Origin of the sequence: Culturomica sp., assembly GCF_003524185.1 — a bacterium.
Taxonomy (GTDB): Bacteria; Bacteroidota; Bacteroidia; order Bacteroidales; family Marinifilaceae; genus Culturomica; species Culturomica massiliensis.
Map to the genome: position 1 here is coordinate 140,312 of NZ_DOED01000042.1, position 17,467 is coordinate 157,778.

Here is a 17,467-nt window from a genome sequence, read left to right on the forward strand (position 1 = left end):
TGTATACGGTTTTATTTATTCTCAGTATTGTGATGTTCGGGTATCTGTTGTATGTGCTGATAAAGCCCGAAGAATTTTAAAATGATGTAGTATGAATGCGGAAATTTTAGGGGTAATTGTGCAAATTGTTCTGATGGTAGCGATCAGTTATCCGTTGGGAAAATATATTGCTAAAGTTTTTAAAGGTGAAAAGACGTGGATGGATTTCATGAAACCCATCGAGTGCTGGATTTTTAAATTGAGTGGTATTCATCCGGAAAAAGAGATGAACTGGAAACAGTTTCTGAAAGCTTTACTGACGGTGAATTTATGTTGGTTTCTTTGGGGAATGCTGTTGTTAGTCCTGCAAGGTGTCTTGCCGCTGAATCCGGATGGTAATCCCGGACAGACGGCTCATCAGGCATTCAATACCTGTATCAGCTTTATGGTGAACTGTAACCTGCAGCATTATAGCGGTGAAAGCGGATTGACTTATTTTACCCAGTTGTTTGTAATTATGTTGTTTCAATTCATTACCGCTGCCTGCGGTATGGCTGCGATGGCCGGAATTATGAAAGCTCTGGCGGCAAAGACCACCCAAACAATCGGGAATTTCTGGAATTATTTGGTACTGAGTTGCACCCGTATTCTGTTGCCGCTTTCGTTAATCGTCGGTTTTATTTTGATACTTCAGGGAACGCCGATGGGATTTGACGGTAAGATGGAAGTTACTACGCTGGAAGGAACGACTCAACTGGTTTCACAGGGACCGACGGCGGCGATTGTGCCGATCAAGCAGTTGGGGACCAACGGCGGTGGCTATTTCGGGGTCAATTCTTCTCATCCTTTGGAAAATCCGACTTACCTGACGAATATGGTGGAATGTATAGCGATATTGATTATTCCGATGGCCATGGTTCTTGCATTCGGATTTTATTTACGCCGTAGAAAGTTGGGATATTGTATTTATGGGGTGATGTTGGTGGCCTATTTAATCGGTGTCGGTATTAATGTTAGCCAGGAAATGGGCGGAAATCCGCGGATAGATGAGATGGGTATCGCACAGGGAAACGGAGCGATGGAGGGGAAAGAGGTGCGTTTGGGAGCAGGGGCGACGGCTTTGTGGAGTGTAACGACTACGGTTACGTCTAATGGTTCGGTTAACGGGATGCATGATTCTACGATGCCGCTTTCCGGTATGATTCAAATGCTGAATATGCAGATTAATACCTGGTTCGGAGGTGTCGGTGTCGGATGGATGAATTATTTTACGTTTATAATCATAGCCGTATTTATCAGCGGATTGATGGTGGGACGTACGCCTGAATTTCTGGGGAAAAAAGTAGAAGCGCGGGAGATGAAGATAGCCTCTATCGTTGCTTTGCTCCATCCTTTTATCATATTGGTCGGAACCGGATTGGCCGCCTGGCTTTTTGTCCATGCTCCCGGATTTGTGACGGGTGAAGGCGGATGGTTGAATAATCCCGGATATCGTGGATTGGGGGAGATGCTGTATGAGTATACTTCCTCGGCTGCCAATAATGGATCCGGTTTTGAAGGCTTGGGTGACAACACCTGGTTCTGGAATTTTTCCTGTGGTTTGGTACTGATATTGGGACGTTTTCTGCCTATCGTCGGGCAAGTTGCCATCGCCGGGTTGTTGGCCCAGAAAAAGTTTATACCTGAAAGTGCCGGTACACTCAAGACGGATACGGTGACTTTCAGTGTGATGACTTTTGCGGTCATATTTATTGTAGCTGCATTGTCGTTCTTCCCGGTACAGGCGTTGAGCACAATAGCCGAGCATCTCAGTTTGTGATACCGGGGAATTTCAAGTGTTTCCGGATATGGTTTAAGGGGTTTGATTTATTGGAATAATAAATTTAAAATATGAGAAATAATAATACATCCTCCCTGTTTCAAAAAGATCAGGTGATGGAAAGTTTGAAACAATCATTCGTGAAATTAAATCCGCGATTGATGATTAAGAATCCGATTATGTTTACGGTGGAGGTTTGTACGGTCGTCATGTTTTTTGTGATGCTGTATTCTGCCGTTAACGATTCGCAAGGTTCGTTTGCCTATAATACCTGGGTTTTTATAATCCTGTTTGTTACCTTGTTGTTCGCTGATTTTGCAGAGGCGATTGCAGAGGCCCGCGGTAAAGCCCAGGCCGATAGTTTGCGTAAAACCCGTGAAGAGACTCCGGCAAAATTGCAGGTAAACGGTAGAATTGTAACGGTTACCAGCTCTGAATTGAAGAAGGGGGATATTTTCATCTGCGAAGCGGGGGATATCGTACCTGCCGACGGCGAAATTATAGAAGGGCTGGCTTCTATAGATGAGAGCGCAATAACGGGAGAATCGGCACCTGTCATTCGGGAAGCCGGCGGAGATAAAAGTTCAGTGACCGGGGGGACGAAAGTTTTGTCCGACCGTATTGAAGTATTGGTTACGACTCAACCGGGAGAGAGTTTTCTGGATAAGATGATTGCTCTTGTAGAAGGAGCGTCCCGGCAGAAAACTCCGAATGAAATCGCTTTGACCATTTTGCTGGCAGCTTTTACGCTGGTGTTTGTGATTGTGTGTGTGACGCTGAAACCTTTTGCCGATTATACTGGAACGGTAATTACGATCGCTTCTTTTCTGTCTTTATTTGTTTGTCTGATTCCGACGACAATCGGCGGTTTGCTTTCTGCTATCGGTATTGCCGGAATGGACCGTGCATTGCGTGCCAATGTGATTACTAAATCCGGTAAAGCAGTGGAAACGGCCGGCGACATAGATACATTGTTGTTGGATAAGACAGGAACGATTACAATCGGTAATCGTAAGGCGACCCGGTTTTATCCTGTAAACGAAGCGGAGCATCAGGCGTTTGTCAGGGTTTGTGTACTTTCTTCCGTGTCTGATGAGACTCCGGAAGGGAAATCGATTCTCGAATTGGCCCATGAATCCGGAATCCGTATGCGTGATTTACATACGGAAGTGGCCCGGATGATTAAATTTTCGGCTGAAACGCGTTGCTCCGGTATTAATTTGAAGGACGGAACCGAGATTCGTAAAGGGGCTTTCGATACCATTCGTAAACTGACCGAATCTGCCGGATATGTATTCCCTGCGGAAGTGGCAGATCTGATACAGAATATCACAGCAAACGGAGGTACGCCACTGGTTGTGTGTGTCGATAAAAAAGTGGCCGGCGTGATTGAATTACAAGATGTTATAAAGCCGGGCATTCAGGCTCGTTTTGAACGCTTGCGGAAGATGGGGGTCAAAACCGTTATGGTAACCGGTGATAATCCCTTGACAGCTAAATATATTGCAGAAAAAGCCGGGGTCGATGATTTTATTGCGGAGGCTAAACCGGAAGATAAGATGGAATACATCAAAAAGGAACAGGCTGCCGGGAAGTTGGTCGCCATGATGGGAGATGGCACAAACGATGCACCTGCATTGGCACAGGCAAATGTGGGGGTTGCAATGAACAGTGGGACTCAGGCGGCAAAGGAAGCCGGTAATATGGTGGATCTGGATAATGATCCGACGAAGTTGATCGAGATTGTCGAGATCGGTAAACAGTTGCTGATGACCCGTGGTACGTTGACTACTTTTTCCATTGCCAATGATGTGGCGAAGTATTTTGCCATCGTGCCCGCTTTGTTTATGTTATCGATTCCTGAGTTGGCAGCATTGAATATCATGGGATTGCATAGTCCGGAAAGTGCCATTTTATCGGCAATCATTTTCAACGCAATCATTATCCCGATTTTGATTCCGCTGGCATTGCGGGGAGTGCAGTATAAACCGGTCGGGGCTTCGGCTTTACTTCGCCGTAATCTGTTGATATATGGCTTGGGTGGTGTAATTGTTCCGTTTATAGGGATTAAGTTGATCGATTTGTTGATCGGTTTGTTCTTTTAACGATGGTTGCATTTCGGTTTTATTTTCAAAATCCGCTGAATACAGCGTGTATTGAAGTGTTTGTGTGTTATCGTTTATTATAGCGTATTTAATAGAAATTTAGTATGAATAACTTTATAAAATCATTGCGGCTTACGGTTGTTTTTTGTCTTTTCTTTTCGGTATTTTATATTTTGATATTGTGGTTGTTTGCCAAAGTAGCCGGACCGAATTCGGGAAATGCCGATGTGGCTATGTTGAACAGTAAGGTTGTCGGAGCTGCGAATGTCGGACAGATGTTTACCCGGGACAGCTATTTCTGGGGACGTCCTTCCTGTGCCGGCAACGGTTATGATGCTGCTAATTCTTGCGGGAGTAATAAAGGCCCGGCGAATGAAGCGTATCTGGCAGAGGTGAATGTCCGTATCGACAGTTTTCTTGTTTATCATCCCTATCTGAGTCGTAAAGATGTGCCTGCCGAGATGGTTACGGCAAGCGGTTCCGGCCTGGACCCTCACATTACGCCCGAAAGTGCTTATGTACAGATGGAACGTGTGGCTAAAGCCTGCGGGATGGATGTTATCTCTGTAAAAGCGATTGTTGACGAGCTTGTAGAGAAGCCGTTGCTGGGTATATTGGGAACGGAAAAAGTAAATGTATTGAGGTTGAATATTGCCTTGGAAGAGGCTCGGAAAAACAAATGAGAGAATTGTAATTTTTGTGATCGATATGAAAAAGATAATATTGTTTTGTGTGTTGGGTATTGTCATAAAGACAGAAATGAAAGCACAATCAGCCTTCGGTGTAACCGGAAAGATTGATTTTGTCAGTGATTATATCTGGCGCGGAGCTTACCAGAATTCCGGTTTTTCGTTACAACCGGCTCTGGGCGTATCTTATGGAGATCTTGCCTTAACAGCCTGGGGAAGTCAAAGTTTGACAAAAACGGACGGAGCACAGGAGGTCGATCTGACTTTAAGTTATACCCTGGGACGTTTCGGAATTGCGGTGACCGATTATTGGTGGAACGGGATCAGTAGTCTCTATGGTGATTATAAGCATGATCATCATTTTGAGGCAGCTTTGAGCTGTTCTGTCAGTGAGACGTTCCCCTTGACACTGGGATGGGCGACCATGTTTGCCGGGGGAGACGATAACGATGAAGGGGACCGTGCTTTTTCCACTTATATTTCTGTATCGTACAGCTTTCATGGCCCGGCAGATATTCAACTGACCCCGCTTGTCGGCTTTACTCCCTGGCAAGGAATGTATGATGCCGATGGAGCTAATATAACCGATATTTCATTTAAGGCAAGTAAATATCTGCAGGTGACGGATCGTTTTTCATTTCCTGTATTTATTCAGGCGATTGCGTCGCCGGTTTATGATAAGGCTTATTTGATCGGAGGTGTCGGTCTCGGATTTTAAATACCGGAGCTTTCGGGCTGAATACATTCTTCGGGTGGCTTTACCTGAAGGACTGCTTTGTAAACTTTACGAATGTTGAATTTATAAACCGTTCTATGAGCAGAGAAGAAAACGTACAACACTTTCTGGACCTGATAAGGCGTTCCCGGCGGGGAAAGTTTAAGATATACATCGGTATGATAGCCGGAGTCGGAAAGACGTATCGTATGCTGCAGGAGGCGCATGAATTACTGGAAAACGGCATTGATGTACAGATCGGTTATATCGAAACACACGGACGGGCAGGCACCGAAATATTACTGGACGGTTTGCCCCTGATTCCCCGTAAAGGAATATTTTACAAAGGCAAGGAGCTGGAAGAGATGGACCTGGATCGTATTCTTCTTTTACATCCCGAATTGGTGATTGTAGATGAGCTCGCCCATACCAATGTCGAAGGAAGCCGTAATGAAAAGCGCTGGCAGGATGTACTGGAATTATTGGATGCAGGAATCAATGTGATTTCAGCAGTCAATATCCAGCATATTGAAAGTCTCAATGAAGAGGTGAGAAGTATTGCGGGAATTGAAGTGAAAGAACGTATTCCCGATAAGGTTTTGCAGGATGCCGATGAGGTGGTGAATATCGATTTGACAGCGGAAGAGTTGATAAATCGGTTAAAGGCCGGAAAAATTTACCGACCGGAAAAAATACAGGTGGCGTTAAATAATTTTTTTAAAACCGAAAATATTCTTCAATTGCGGGAGCTGGCTTTGAAAGAAGTGGCTTTCCGGGTGGAAAAAAAGGTGGAAAATGAGGTCGTATCGGGAGATGTTGGGGTTCGTCACGAGAAATTTTTAGCTTGTATCAGTACAAATGAAAAAACGCCCCGTCATATTATCCGTAAAGCTGCCCGGCTGGCAACGCATTACAACACGACTTTCATTACACTTTATGTGCAGACACCCGGAGAGCGTTCCGACCGTATTGATTTAGCCTCTCAACGGCATTTGCTGAATCATTTTAAACTGGCAACGGAACTGGGCGGGGAGGTGGTACAAATAGTATCGCCTCATGTGATAGACACGATTATTGAAATCTGTCGTAGCCGCCAGATTACAACCGTGTGTATGGGACAACCGGCTTTTCAGATGCCGTCCTCATTGTTGAAGATTTCAAAATACCGAAAGTTTTTGAGAGCTTTAAAAGAAATGAGTATTGATTTGATTATACTTGCATAATGAAAGCTTGCGGATAGTGTTTATAAACAAATTGATTATGAATATAAAAGCTAAATTAACGATCGGTATTGGTGTTTTGGTTGCCATGATTGTATTGCTGGTTGTACTGGCGGTGGTAAATTTGCAGATATTGACGGCAACCGATCCGGACAGTCCGGCTGCCGGTCCGGGGTTATACCGTGCATTGATTTGGATTTCAGTGGTCGGCGTCGCTTGTATCGCTATCGGGTTTACCATGCTATTACGCTTGCCTTCTGCTATTAATAAACCGATTAAGGAACTGACAGATGCAATTCTGGAGATTGCGAATCACAATTATGAAAAGCGTTTGGATATCCGGGATAATGCGGAATTTGCCGAAGTGTCCCGGAATTTTAACAGAATGGCTCAGCGTCTTGCCGATTATCATGCCAGTACATTAGCTGAAATGATGGCTGCCAAAAAGTATATGGAGACGATTATCAATAGCATTAACGAACCGATTATCGGTTTGAATAATGAGATGGAGATTTTGTTTGTCAATGATGAGGCGTTGAATGTGTTTGGTTTGAAGCGGAACGATGTGCTCCGGCATTCGGCCCAGGAAATTGCTTTGCGGAACGATTTATTGAGAAAGTTGATCCGGGAATTAATCGGAGATATTCCTCAGGGAAAAAAAGAACCGTTGAAAATTTATGCTGATAATAAAGAAAGCTATTTTCAGGCCAAATACATGACGATTACCCAAACAAAGACGGACAACCGGACTCCGGAAAAGAAGGGATATGTTATTTTATTGAAAAATATTACCGAATTTAAGGAGCTCGATTCGGCTAAAACGACTTTTATTTCGACAATTTCGCATGAATTGAAGACTCCGATTTCGGCTATATTGATGAGTTTAAGATTGTTGGAAGACAAACGGGTCGGAGCTTTGAATCCTGAACAGGAAGAATTGTCCGGCAGTATCAAAGAAAATGCGGACCGATTGCTTGATATTACCGGAGAATTGCTGAATATGACCCAGGTAGAATCCGGTAAGTTGCAATTGAAACCTAAGATTACAAAACCGATAGAATTGATAGAATATGCCATTAAAGCCAATCAGGTACAGGCGGAGAAATTCAATATTCAGATAGAAGTAGAATATCCCGAAGATAAGATAAACAAACTGTTTGTCGATAGTGAAAAAATCGCCTGGGTACTGACGAATTTGTTGAGTAATGCAATTCGTTATTCTCATGAGAACAGCCGGGTTATCATCGGAGCCCGTAGTGTCGGTGACGGTTACATTGAAATGTATGTGCAGGATTTTGGCAAAGGCATCGATCCGCGCTATCATAAAAGTATTTTCGACCATTATTTCCGGGTTCCGGGTACCAAGGTACAAGGTAGCGGTTTAGGCCTTTCCATTTCCCGGGATTTCGTGGAGGCGCATAATGGCTCCCTTACTGTGCAGAGTGAATTGGGTAAAGGAAGTACTTTTATTATGCGATTGAAATCATAACAAGTGTTATCGGATTGCAAAAAATAGTGAATTTGCAAATATTTGTCAATTAAAAATATAACTTCGCATTGGATTAACCAAGGTCTGTATGTGCAACTTATGAAATATTTAAAAATCCGGCAAATCGTTTCGTTACTTACTTGCCTTTTACTACTTCTGGCTGTCGCCATAAATAAAGAACACAAAGTTTTCGGTATTCCGTTGACGAAAAAAAATATTTCTGTCGGGCAATCGGATACGATTGCTACCCTCCGCCAGGCAGCTGACGGAATCCAGATTCTGACAACCGGTCAAATTGCTAAGGATATTTTCGGGTATGGGGGAAATATACCACTTGATATTTATCTGAAAGAAGGGCGTATTATTAAAATTGTAGTACTGGAAAATTCCGAAACGCCTGGATTTTTGGCAGATGTCGTTGATAACGGACTTTTTACGCAGTGGGATAACCTGTCTCCGGATGAAGCACTGGAGAAAAAAGTCGATGCCGTTTCCGGGGCGACATTTTCATCGGATGCCATTATTCTATCGGTGCAAAGGGCCATGCAATACTTGAAAAGTGTCCCTTCGGCATCCGGTCAAAGTATACTTCCGAGTCTGGATTTTAAATTTTTTTGTGTTCTCTTGGTCGTCCTGTTGGGGCTGATCGTTCCCTGGATGACAAAATCTCCTAAAATCAGATTGTTTCAATTGATACTGAATGTTGTCATTTTGGGATTCTGGAGTGGAAGTTTTATATCACTGCCTTTACTGACCAACTATTTTTCCAATGGTATCCGTATCGGAACCGCCCTTATTCCGTTGTTACTTTTAATTGCTGCTTTTGTCTTTCCGTTATTGGGAAAAAAAAGCCACTATTGTTCCTGGTTGTGCCCTATGGGATCTTTACAGGAATTAATCGGAAAAGCTGTCCCTTACAAATTGCCGATAAGTGCAAAAATCAATATATACCTGACCTATTTCAGGGAAAGTTTGTGGTTTTTACTTTTGTTTTTCATGTGGTTGGGGGTCGGTTTCCAGCTGATGGACTACGAGCTTTTTACGGCTTTCCTGTTTGATCAGGCTGCCTGGCCGATTATTATTGCGGCCTGTGTTTTTCTGTTGTTATCCTGTGTGATCCAAAGACCGTATTGTCGTTTCGTCTGTCCGACCGGGACCTTATTGAAACTGTCGCAACAAACCAAATAAAGTCTTCTGATTATGAATACGTCTAAAGTTCTGAACCTATTGCTGGCTATTGTACTTGTTATACTGTGCATAAAAATAGCTTTTGATACAAATGAGTCACCTTCCCCAAGCGATTCACCGTCCATTCTGGATGTCATCGCTACCAGGACAAGTGTCCGGGCTTATCAACAACAAGCCGTCGAGGAAGAAAAAGTCGAACAATTGCTTCGGGCAGCCATGGCCGCTCCTTCCGCAGTCAACAAACAACCCTGGGCTTTTATTGTTGTGAGAGAGAAAGAAACATTGGAAAAATTAGCCGCTACTCTTCCTTATGCAAAAATGACGGCTGAAGCACCACTGGCGATTGTCGTTTGCGGTGATTTAACCAAAGCTCTGGAGGGTGAAGCCGCCGATTACTGGATACAAGATGCTTCTGCTGCTACGGAAAATCTGTTATTGGCCGCCCATGGTTTAGGTTTGGGAGCCGTATGGACAGGACTTTATCCTATACCGGACAGGGTTGAAAGTGTACAACAAATACTCCGTCTGCCTCAGTATATCGTTCCGTTAAATGTCATTCCTATTGGCTATCCCGCAGAAACACCTGCCATCAAAGACAAATGGAAACCCGGGAATATTCATTATGAATATTGGGGAGAGGACTGACTGTCTTTATGGATTTCAGGTTTATGATTTTTGATTTACGATTTTAGATTGAGCCTGTAAATCTTCCTGATTCTCAGGCGTATTTTTCTTTAATCGTAAATCAAAAACAGGAATGTCCGTTGACTGCCGTTATCTTATTGTAAAGCTTTCAGCAATTCGGGTAGGAAAGAGGAAATACTGTGCTCGCATTGGGCGGTATAGAAATTTCCGTCGATAGTGAAAGCTTCATCGGTAGGAATACCTTTCTGTATTGCCGGTTTAGCCAGCGGATGTACAGCCAGTTTCCGGCCTTCGGTGATGCCTGCTATTTCAAACAGTAATGCGGCTGCACAATGGCCGATCATCAGTTTTTTATGCTCTGCAAATTCTTTGATAACGGCCAGCATATCGATGTTGAACGGTTTGTCTGCATTGTTCTGAAAAACCGGAATGGCATCTCCGCAGGCAAATACTAAGGCATCGTATTCGTCAGCATGTCCTTTGAGATGGGCAATTGTGTCATGGACTTCCAGTTTTATGCCGGAGTTCGTAGAGATGGAGGTCGAGTCGGCTACAGCAAATACTTTGTAGGAAATACCTTTTTCGAAGAAAGTTTCGAGATACTGAAACAAACCGAAGCCGTTTACAGGATTTACAGCTAGTACAGCAATTTTCTTTGTCATGATAGTTATTTTTAGTAAGTTTATTATTTTTGTATCGTAAAGTTAATGGGTCTGTGGCGGATAAACAAGAACAAACCTGTAGATAAGATACTTACACGGGTGTTACTAATGTTGGTGCACAGGCGGATAAAGTAAAGTTAAAATATGCAAAATTTCCATCATACAACGGATTGCCCGGTTCGGGATATAATCAGTCGCTTGAGTAGTAAGTGGGGAATGCTGGTGTTGTCAACGCTGCATGCGAATGAGGTGATGCGTTTCTGTGACATACAGAAAAGTATCGGTGATATTTCACAGCGGATGCTTGCCGTTACTCTCCGGACTCTGGAAGCAGATGGTTTGGTCAGTCGTAAAGTGTATCCGGAAGTGCCTCCTCGTGTGGAGTATCGGCTGACGCCGAGGGGGGATAGTCTTATGCCTTATCTGGATGGCTTGGTCGGATGGGCAATGGCCAATATGCCGCAGATTTTGGCCGAGAGAAAATTTAATAACGAAAACCAGGATTATGGAGAAAATTGCTCAAATGCGTTTCAGAAGCCAGCAACTGGCGACTCCGGCTTTTAAATGTCCGCGTGATTTGGTCGCGTGGATGGGGGCTGTACAGGCACAGGATTATGATATGTCGAAATGGGCCGTGGGGATGCGGATAGAAGGGGGAACGCTTCGGATGGTCAATGAAGCTTTGGAGAAGGGGGAAATTGTACGTACTCATATAATGCGTCCTACCTGGCATTGGGTGGCGGGAGAGGACATCCGGTGGATGTTGAAATTGTCGGGAGCACGCATAAAGAAGTGTGTAGACTTGTGGACAAAAGCAAGTGGGATTGATATTCCGGAGGATGTATATACCCGGTGTAATGATTTGCTGGGAAAAATATTGTCGGGGAACAAAAGCCTGACGAAAGAAGAAATGACGATTGAATTCAATAGAGCCGGAATTTTGACGGAGGATGAACGGGTAAGACGCTATATGCTTCGGGCAGAGGTGGAAGGCATTATTTGTAGCGGTGCCGACCGGGATGGAAAACCGACTTATGCCCTTATCGAGGAGCGTGTTGCTCCGGTACGGGAATTGAGCAAGGACGAGGCATTGGCTAAATTGGCATTGAATTATTTCAGGAGTCATTCTCCGGCGACGCTGAAAGATTTCGTATGGTGGTCCGGATTGACGGTTGCAGAAGCAAAATCGGCAATAGGGGCGATTGGAAATCAATTGATTACCATGCAGTTTGAATTACAGGAATTTTTTATTCATGAATCTTGCCGGGAAGCTATCGGGGACCACATACATTTTTTGCCTTCTTACGACGAATATTTGATCAGTTATAAAGATCGGAGTGCTGTTTTGGATCCTCAGCATTATCCGAAAGCGTTCAACAGATGGGGGATTTTTTATCCGGTACTGCTTTATAAAGGACGGATTATCGGTAATTGGAGCAGGGAGACTAAAAAAGGAAAAATCAATATTGATGTGTCCTTTTTTGAACCGGCGGACAAAGTGGAGAATGGACCGTTGAAAGCAGCCGAAAACAGATACCGGAAGTTTAGGGAAGAAAAATAGAATTTGAAAAAAACGGATTATTTTTATCGTGTAATAAAGTCAATCGGATATGGAATTAATTATGTTAGGCACAGGGAATGCCATGGTAACGAAGTGCTACAATACCTGTTTCGCCCTCCGGAACGAGGACGAATATTTTTTGGTGGATGCCGGCGGAGGAAACGGAATTTTCAATCAGCTTGAAAAAGCGGGTATTCCCTTTACCGGGATACACCGGATGTTTGTGACACATGCACATACGGACCATGTATTGGGGGTAATTTGGGTAATCCGAAAGATCGCTACCTTGATGTCGCAAGAAAAGTATACGGGTGATTTTGTAATTTACGGACACGATGAAGTCGTGAAGGCATTGACCGTTTTTTGCCAATTGACTTTGCCTCGGAAGATTGTGCGCTATTTGGGCGACCGGATTCGTTTACATGAGGTTACGAACGGGGAAAAGGCGGAAGCCCTGGGGATGGAGTTACAGTTTTTTGATATTGCATCGACAAAGATGAAGCAGTTCGGTTTCCGGGCTGTATTGCCTGATGGGAAGAGATTGGTTTGCTTGGGGGATGAACCTTACAATGAAGTTTGCCGAAAATATGTGGAAGGAGCTGATTGGCTGTTGTCAGAGGCTTTTTGTCTGTATGCCGACCGGGAAATTTTTTCGCCTTACGAAAAACATCACAGTACGGCATTGGATGCGGGAAAGCTGGCTGAAGCTTTGCAGGTGCGAAATCTGGTTTTATACCATACGGAAGATAAAAACCTGGTATTCCGTAAAGAAAAGTATACCGGAGAGGCTTGCTCTGTCTTTTCAGGCCATGTGTTTGTTCCCGACGATCTGGAACGCATCGGGTTGTAAAACACAGAGGAACGATCCTCTGTGTTTTTCGGGGGTTAATCTATGCTTACGGGAATTTCGATTTCGGAGAGCCATTCCTCTTCGGATTCTTTATTCCAGATGCCGTCGATATAACTGAAACGGGGACTATCTATGATTTTGTAGCCGTTTTGTTCAACAAACTCAAAGAGTTGTGCAAATGTTTGGGGAAAGGTTTCGTACCCTCCGCGATGTTTTATGCAGACGGCTATAGGGACGGCTGGTATTTCTTTAAAGCGGATTAATTCTGAGTCTTCCCTTTTTTCATTAACAGATTCACAGTATTCGATGTCGATGTTGCTTTCGTTGTATTCTTTATTGTGTTCGATGGTATAGCAATAACCCGGCTCCGGACAGGTGCATCCCAGTCGTTCCATTTCCGGACCGATAATTTTCGGGCAAAGATCGAATAATTCCCGGTATCCGTTGATGATACGACGATGACTGGCTACGATAATGGCCGGAAGCGATTTGATAAATACTTTTTCCATTTTTTTTTCTTTTTGCAGGGATTTTGCCAAGCTGTTGAGTTCATTGTAACGCCGTTGAAGTTGTTTTTGCTCGCCTTCACATTGCCTGATTTTAGCTTCGATCGCAGCTAATGAGGGTGTATGTCGACCGGTCGCAAACAGGTCCCGGATTTCTTCGAGAGAAAAACCGAGCTGTTTCAAATAGATGATGGTATTCACCTGTTGGAACTGTTCTACCGAATAGTAACGGTAACCTGTCCATTCGTCGGTTTCGTAAGGAACCAGCAATCCGATTTCTTCATAATAGCGGAGGGTTTTGACTGTTACACGGTTGAGCCTGGAAAATTCACCGATTTTAAATTTAATTTTATACTCACTCATAAACTTTTGCGCAAATGTTTCGGATGCAAAGATATACTATGCCCTAAGGTACGAGTCAAGGAATCGGGTGTTAAATTTTTAATTATTTTTGAAGGCAAATAATTAGGTATAAAATTTATGGTTTTGGATAAGGATATTATTCCGGTTAAACCGGAAAAAGTGGATGAATTGGTGAAATTGTGGGAATTGTCGGTCCGGGCTACACATTTTTTTTTATCGGAATCTGATATTGTAGCCTTGCGGCCTTTGGTAAAAGAGGGGATAAAACAGTTGGAAAATGTCTATTGTATTTGTGACGAATGGGATAAGGCTGTTGCTTTTATGGGAATAGAGGGGAATAAATTAGAGATGTTGTTTGTACATCCTCAGTGCCGGGCAAGAGGGGTGGGGAAAAAAATGATAAATCAGGCCTTGTCATTGGGCGTCCGTTATGTGGATGTCAATGAGCAGAATCCACAGGCTGTCGGTTTTTACGAGCATTTGGGATTTCGTCGTTTTCGTCGTTCGGAATTGGACGGACAGGGAAATCCTTTTCCGATATTGCATTTAAAATTGAAAAAATGACCGGGAGACCTTTATTATGTGCAGATTTAGACAGCACGACTTTTAAACAGTATTATTATTTGCGGAAAGAGTTGGTCGCTTTTTGCCGTGCATCCGGATTGTCAAGTTGCGGAAACAAGGAAGAACTGACAGAGCGGATTCGGTGTTTTCTGGATACAGGGGAGAAATTGCAGCCTGTGGTGCAGCATAGAGCAAGACACCGGCAGCGGGAGATTACCCTTGAAAGCCGGATTGAAGAAAATCTGGTTTGTTCCGAAAGGCACAGGCGTTTTTTTCGGCAGATTGTCGGTCCTTCCTTTACTTTCCGGGTTGCTTTTCAAAAGTGGCTGAAGTCTCATGCCGGGAGTACTTATGCAGAAGCGGTGAACGTGTGGTTTGAAATGTGCGGACAACAAAAAACGGCAGAAATTGACAGGCAGTTTGAATACAATACTTATATCCGTGATTTTTTCCTTGATAATCCCGGGAAATCTTTCCGGGAAGCGATTTGTTGCTGGAATTATAAAAAATCATTACCCGGAACGCACCGCTATGAACGTTCGGACCTGAGTGTGTTATCCGAAAAGTGATTTGCTTTGAAAGGGAGTTTGTAATTTTGAAATCCGGCTTCTCCTTGTAAATTTAAAATGGTCTGGTGATTTACTTTGTATCAGATTCATTTACTCTAAAATCGTAAATTAAAAGCTGTAAATTCGAAGATTATTTTATCCTTGCTCGTTGATTTGTTCCAGTTTTTCTTTTTGTATAATTTTTATTTTTTTGCCGACAAGTTCTACAACGCCTTCTGTGGCAAAGTTGGAAAGGGTTCGGATTGCGTTTGCCGTTGTCATATTGGACAGATTGGCTAAATCTTCCCGGGTAAGGCATACTTTGAGGGTTGCGTTGTCTTCTTCATAGCCATAGGTGTCTTTCAGTACCAGCAATGCTTCGGCAAGGCGTCCCCGGATGTGCTTTTGGGTAAGAGTCACAGTCCGGCGATTGGAAAAGCCGAGGTCGGTAGCAAAAGCCCGGATAATGTCCATCGCTAAGTCGGGAGTGGTACGGACCAAATTGAAAATCAACTCTGTTTTTATGCGGCAAACGATAGAATCTTCGATCGCTTCTGCTGAAGCGATATGTATTTCTTCGGCAAAGAAAGCCCGGTAGCCGATAAAGCCTACCGGTTTTGCCATACGGACGATTTGTTGCCGGCCTCCGATACCTGCTTTGAATATCTTGACTTTGCCGGTAAGAAGGCATAATAACCCCATCGGCATATTTCCCTCCTCATAAATGATATCTCCTTTTTTGTAGGAGATGCATACAGTGGCTTCGACGATTTGCCGTTTTGCTTTTTCGTCGAGTTCTGACAACAGCGAGTGAGGGTTTTCAATGCATACCCGGCATAGCTGATTGTGAAGGTTATTGTCAGTAATGATTTGCATGGCACTTGTTTTTAGAAAGGCATTCTCCGGCCGGATCCGAATGCTTTTTTACTGATTTTGAGAATAGGCGGACATTGAGCCCTTTTGTATTCGTTACGGGTAACCAATTGAATGATGTGATCCACGGTTTCCGGATTGTATCCTTGGGCTTTGATTTCTCTTGCCGACCGGTTTTCTTCCACGTATAGTTTCAGTATCGTGTCTAAAATATCATAGGGCGGAAGGCTGTCCTGGTCTTTCTGATCCGGCCGTAACTCGGCCGAAGGTGCTTTCCGGATCGTATTTTCCGGGATAATCGTTTTTTCACGATTCAGGTAAACGGCCAGTTTATATACTTCGGTTTTGTATAGGTCGCCGATAACAGACAGGGAACCGCACATATCTCCGTATAGAGTTCCGTATCCTACTGCGGCCTCACTTTTATTCGAGGTATTCAACAGAATAGAGCCGAATTTATTGGAGGCAGCCATAACCAAGGTCCCCCGGATACGCGCCTGTAAATTCTCTTCCGCTACATTGAAAGGCAGGTCTTTAAAAAGGGGTTTAAGACTTTGCAGATAACCGTTGTATATTTCCTTAATCGGCAGGGTTTCATAGGGCATACCTATGTTCTCGGCCAGTTCGATGGCATCGGTTACGGAATGATCCGTAGAATAAACGGAAGGCATCAGTAGTCCCATCACCTTGTCTTTTCCAAGGGCTTCCGCTGCCAATGCTGCGACAACGGCCGAGTCGATACCTCCCGACAAACCGAGCACAGCCCGGGTAAAACCGTGTTTGTAGAAGTAATCCCGTATGCCGTTTACCAGGGCATTGTGGATCAATGCGATCGGTGTATCCGGTTTGTTTTTTATCGGAGGTAAACTATTCAGTTTAGTCAGGTCGATGGTTTGGAAATCTTCGGTAAAAGAGCGCATTTGACAGACCGATGTGCCTTTGGGAGTGTATACCATCGAATTGCCGTCGAATAAAACAGAGGTTGCCCCGCCCGTATAATTTAAAGATACAATGGGTTTACCGTATTTCCGGGATATACTCTCCAGTATTGTTTTGCGATAATTAAGGCTGTCCGTCGTAAATGGGGCGGTACCGACAAAGATAACCAGACTGTCCTGTTTTTCGATAAATTCCGTTTCGTATTCGTCGAATAAGATGCGGATGTTTTGGTTGCGGAAACGAATGGATGAGTTGTCTTCCCCTGCGACAAAATAACGGCTTTCATTGAAGATATCGTAATCGCTTAAAATCGTTTTATGAACACCGTCACAAACTTCGCCGTTTTGAATAAAGTAGGCTGAATTATACATGATCCCATTGGATATATCCAGATTCGGGGCTCCGATAATAGCGGCCATCGGTCCGCAGGCTTCTGCCAGCCGGTCTACGGCCATCCTGCATGCATCAATAAAATCTTCCCGTTCGAGCCAATCGCCGGCCATCGGTCCGCATACGGCAAGTTCCGGAAAAACAATCAGATCTGCTTTTTCACTGCGTGCTTTTCGGATAGCTTGCAGCATGATTTCCTGGTTTTTTTGAATATCTCCAGTATGATAGTTGAGTTGAGGTATGGCTATACGCATAAATTTATATTTGGTATATCTTTTGTCTTTAAGTCTTTACCTTTGATTTTAAGTTTTATCTTTGTCGTAAAATTACAATTTCTACCTTTAAAAATGAATAAAAAATAA

At 43.7% G+C, this 17,467-nt stretch carries 18 protein-coding genes; 14 read left to right on the forward strand and 4 right to left on the reverse strand.

Translation table 11 applies throughout. The features are described from left to right. Nucleotides 1-32: 32 nt before the first annotated feature. From DD657_RS15195 to DD657_RS14425, 9 genes are all read left to right on the forward strand, one after another. Nucleotides 33-80 carry a potassium-transporting ATPase subunit F gene (locus DD657_RS15195; protein ID WP_353745302.1) on the forward strand — a complete coding sequence of 16 codons (48 nt, stop codon included), beginning with the start codon at nt 33-35 and terminating at the stop codon, nt 78-80. Nucleotides 81-91: 11 nt separating this feature from the next. Beyond that, nucleotides 92-1,798, forward strand: coding sequence for a potassium-transporting ATPase subunit KdpA (kdpA, locus tag DD657_RS14390; protein WP_287050583.1), 1,707 nt, complete (start codon nt 92-94; stop codon nt 1,796-1,798). A 71-nt stretch (nt 1,799-1,869) separates the two neighbouring features. Beyond that, a complete protein-coding gene (gene kdpB, locus DD657_RS14395) occupies nt 1,870-3,903 on the forward strand; it encodes a potassium-transporting ATPase subunit KdpB (protein WP_287050586.1) in 2,034 nt (677 codons plus the stop codon). Between the two features lie 104 nt (nt 3,904-4,007). Beyond that, nucleotides 4,008-4,586, forward strand: a complete 579-nt coding sequence (locus DD657_RS14400) for a K(+)-transporting ATPase subunit C (RefSeq protein WP_287050588.1) — start codon at nt 4,008-4,010, stop codon at nt 4,584-4,586. A 25-nt stretch (nt 4,587-4,611) separates the two neighbouring features. Further along, nucleotides 4,612-5,310, forward strand: a complete 699-nt coding sequence (locus DD657_RS14405) for a hypothetical protein (RefSeq protein WP_287050591.1) — start codon at nt 4,612-4,614, stop codon at nt 5,308-5,310. A 95-nt stretch (nt 5,311-5,405) separates the two neighbouring features. Then, nucleotides 5,406-6,530, forward strand: a complete 1,125-nt coding sequence (locus DD657_RS14410; RefSeq protein ID WP_287050592.1) for a sensor protein KdpD — start codon at nt 5,406-5,408, stop codon at nt 6,528-6,530. A 37-nt stretch (nt 6,531-6,567) separates the two neighbouring features. Continuing rightward, nucleotides 6,568-8,016, forward strand: a complete 1,449-nt coding sequence (locus DD657_RS14415; RefSeq protein WP_068690669.1) for a sensor histidine kinase — start codon at nt 6,568-6,570, stop codon at nt 8,014-8,016. A 99-nt stretch (nt 8,017-8,115) separates the two neighbouring features. Continuing rightward, nucleotides 8,116-9,204 (forward strand): FMN-binding protein, encoded by a 1,089-nt coding sequence (locus tag DD657_RS14420; RefSeq protein WP_287050593.1) that lies wholly within the window; start codon nt 8,116-8,118, stop codon nt 9,202-9,204. Between the two features lie 12 nt (nt 9,205-9,216). Continuing rightward, nucleotides 9,217-9,849 (forward strand): nitroreductase family protein, encoded by a 633-nt coding sequence (locus DD657_RS14425; protein ID WP_021988174.1) that lies wholly within the window; start codon nt 9,217-9,219, stop codon nt 9,847-9,849. Between the two features lie 134 nt (nt 9,850-9,983). Here DD657_RS14425 and DD657_RS14430 read toward each other — a convergent pair whose 3' ends face one another. Then, on the reverse strand, nt 9,984-10,511 hold the full coding sequence (locus tag DD657_RS14430; RefSeq protein WP_068690663.1) for a DJ-1/PfpI family protein: 528 nt from the start codon (nt 10,509-10,511) through the stop codon (nt 9,984-9,986). Between the two features lie 144 nt (nt 10,512-10,655). On the opposite strand from DD657_RS14430, the gene DD657_RS14435 reads away from it, so the two are divergent. From DD657_RS14435 to DD657_RS14445, 3 genes are read left to right on the forward strand one after another with little or no spacing between them, the layout of a single operon-like run. Further along, on the forward strand, nt 10,656-11,075 hold the full coding sequence (locus DD657_RS14435) for a winged helix-turn-helix transcriptional regulator (RefSeq protein ID WP_021988176.1): 420 nt from the start codon (nt 10,656-10,658) through the stop codon (nt 11,073-11,075). Further along, nucleotides 11,017-12,072 carry a winged helix DNA-binding domain-containing protein gene (locus tag DD657_RS14440; RefSeq protein WP_068690661.1) on the forward strand — a complete coding sequence of 352 codons (1,056 nt, stop codon included), beginning with the start codon at nt 11,017-11,019 and terminating at the stop codon, nt 12,070-12,072. The genes DD657_RS14435 and DD657_RS14440 overlap by 59 nt, the downstream gene beginning before the upstream one ends. 49 nt (nt 12,073-12,121) lie before the next feature. Beyond that, nucleotides 12,122-12,922, forward strand: a complete 801-nt coding sequence (locus tag DD657_RS14445; protein ID WP_021988178.1) for an MBL fold metallo-hydrolase — start codon at nt 12,122-12,124, stop codon at nt 12,920-12,922. 35 nt (nt 12,923-12,957) lie between these two features. Here the strand turns inward: DD657_RS14445 and DD657_RS14450 are convergent, their stop codons facing one another. Further along, on the reverse strand, nt 12,958-13,791 hold the full coding sequence (locus DD657_RS14450) for a MerR family transcriptional regulator (RefSeq protein ID WP_021988179.1): 834 nt from the start codon (nt 13,789-13,791) through the stop codon (nt 12,958-12,960). 117 nt (nt 13,792-13,908) lie between these two features. Here DD657_RS14450 and DD657_RS14455 point away from each other — a divergent pair, with 117 nt between their 5' ends. Continuing rightward, nucleotides 13,909-14,355, forward strand: coding sequence for a GNAT family N-acetyltransferase (locus DD657_RS14455; RefSeq protein ID WP_068690659.1), 447 nt, complete (start codon nt 13,909-13,911; stop codon nt 14,353-14,355). Continuing rightward, nucleotides 14,352-14,924 (forward strand): DUF6434 domain-containing protein, encoded by a 573-nt coding sequence (locus DD657_RS14460; protein WP_118773217.1) that lies wholly within the window; start codon nt 14,352-14,354, stop codon nt 14,922-14,924. The genes DD657_RS14455 and DD657_RS14460 overlap by 4 nt, the downstream gene beginning before the upstream one ends. Nucleotides 14,925-15,059: 135 nt before the next feature. On the opposite strand, the gene DD657_RS14465 is transcribed toward DD657_RS14460, so the two are convergent. Beyond that, nucleotides 15,060-15,779 (reverse strand): Crp/Fnr family transcriptional regulator, encoded by a 720-nt coding sequence (locus DD657_RS14465; protein ID WP_021988182.1) that lies wholly within the window; start codon nt 15,777-15,779, stop codon nt 15,060-15,062. An 11-nt stretch (nt 15,780-15,790) separates the two neighbouring features. Next, nucleotides 15,791-17,359 carry an NAD+ synthase gene (locus tag DD657_RS14470; RefSeq protein ID WP_021988183.1) on the reverse strand — a complete coding sequence of 523 codons (1,569 nt, stop codon included), beginning with the start codon at nt 17,357-17,359 and terminating at the stop codon, nt 15,791-15,793. Nucleotides 17,360-17,467 lie beyond the last annotated feature (108 nt).

Bases quoted from the DNA above. Each gene is read 5' to 3' on its own strand.
- DD657_RS14420 (WP_287050593.1), top strand. From the start codon at position 8,116: ATGAAATATTTAAAAATCCGGCAAATCGTTTCGTTACTTACTTGCCTT.
- DD657_RS14445 (WP_021988178.1), top strand. From the start codon at position 12,122: ATGGAATTAATTATGTTAGGCACAGGGAATGCCATGGTAACGAAGTGC.
- kdpB (WP_287050586.1), top strand. From the start codon at position 1,870: ATGAGAAATAATAATACATCCTCCCTGTTTCAAAAAGATCAGGTGATG.
- DD657_RS14440 (WP_068690661.1), top strand. From the start codon at position 11,017: ATGGAGAAAATTGCTCAAATGCGTTTCAGAAGCCAGCAACTGGCGACT.
- DD657_RS14435 (WP_021988176.1), top strand. From the start codon at position 10,656: ATGCAAAATTTCCATCATACAACGGATTGCCCGGTTCGGGATATAATC.
- DD657_RS14460 (WP_118773217.1), top strand. From the start codon at position 14,352: ATGACCGGGAGACCTTTATTATGTGCAGATTTAGACAGCACGACTTTT.
- DD657_RS14415 (WP_068690669.1), top strand. From the start codon at position 6,568: ATGAATATAAAAGCTAAATTAACGATCGGTATTGGTGTTTTGGTTGCC.
- DD657_RS14410 (WP_287050592.1), top strand. From the start codon at position 5,406: ATGAGCAGAGAAGAAAACGTACAACACTTTCTGGACCTGATAAGGCGT.
- DD657_RS14405 (WP_287050591.1), top strand. From the start codon at position 4,612: ATGAAAAAGATAATATTGTTTTGTGTGTTGGGTATTGTCATAAAGACA.
- DD657_RS14400 (WP_287050588.1), top strand. From the start codon at position 4,008: ATGAATAACTTTATAAAATCATTGCGGCTTACGGTTGTTTTTTGTCTT.
- DD657_RS14430 (WP_068690663.1), bottom strand. From the start codon at position 10,511: ATGACAAAGAAAATTGCTGTACTAGCTGTAAATCCTGTAAACGGCTTC.
- DD657_RS14455 (WP_068690659.1), top strand. From the start codon at position 13,909: ATGGTTTTGGATAAGGATATTATTCCGGTTAAACCGGAAAAAGTGGAT.
- DD657_RS14465 (WP_021988182.1), bottom strand. From the start codon at position 15,779: ATGCAAATCATTACTGACAATAACCTTCACAATCAGCTATGCCGGGTA.
- kdpA (WP_287050583.1), top strand. From the start codon at position 92: ATGAATGCGGAAATTTTAGGGGTAATTGTGCAAATTGTTCTGATGGTA.
- DD657_RS14470 (WP_021988183.1), bottom strand. From the start codon at position 17,359: ATGCGTATAGCCATACCTCAACTCAACTATCATACTGGAGATATTCAA.
- DD657_RS14425 (WP_021988174.1), top strand. From the start codon at position 9,217: ATGAATACGTCTAAAGTTCTGAACCTATTGCTGGCTATTGTACTTGTT.
- DD657_RS14450 (WP_021988179.1), bottom strand. From the start codon at position 13,791: ATGAGTGAGTATAAAATTAAATTTAAAATCGGTGAATTTTCCAGGCTC.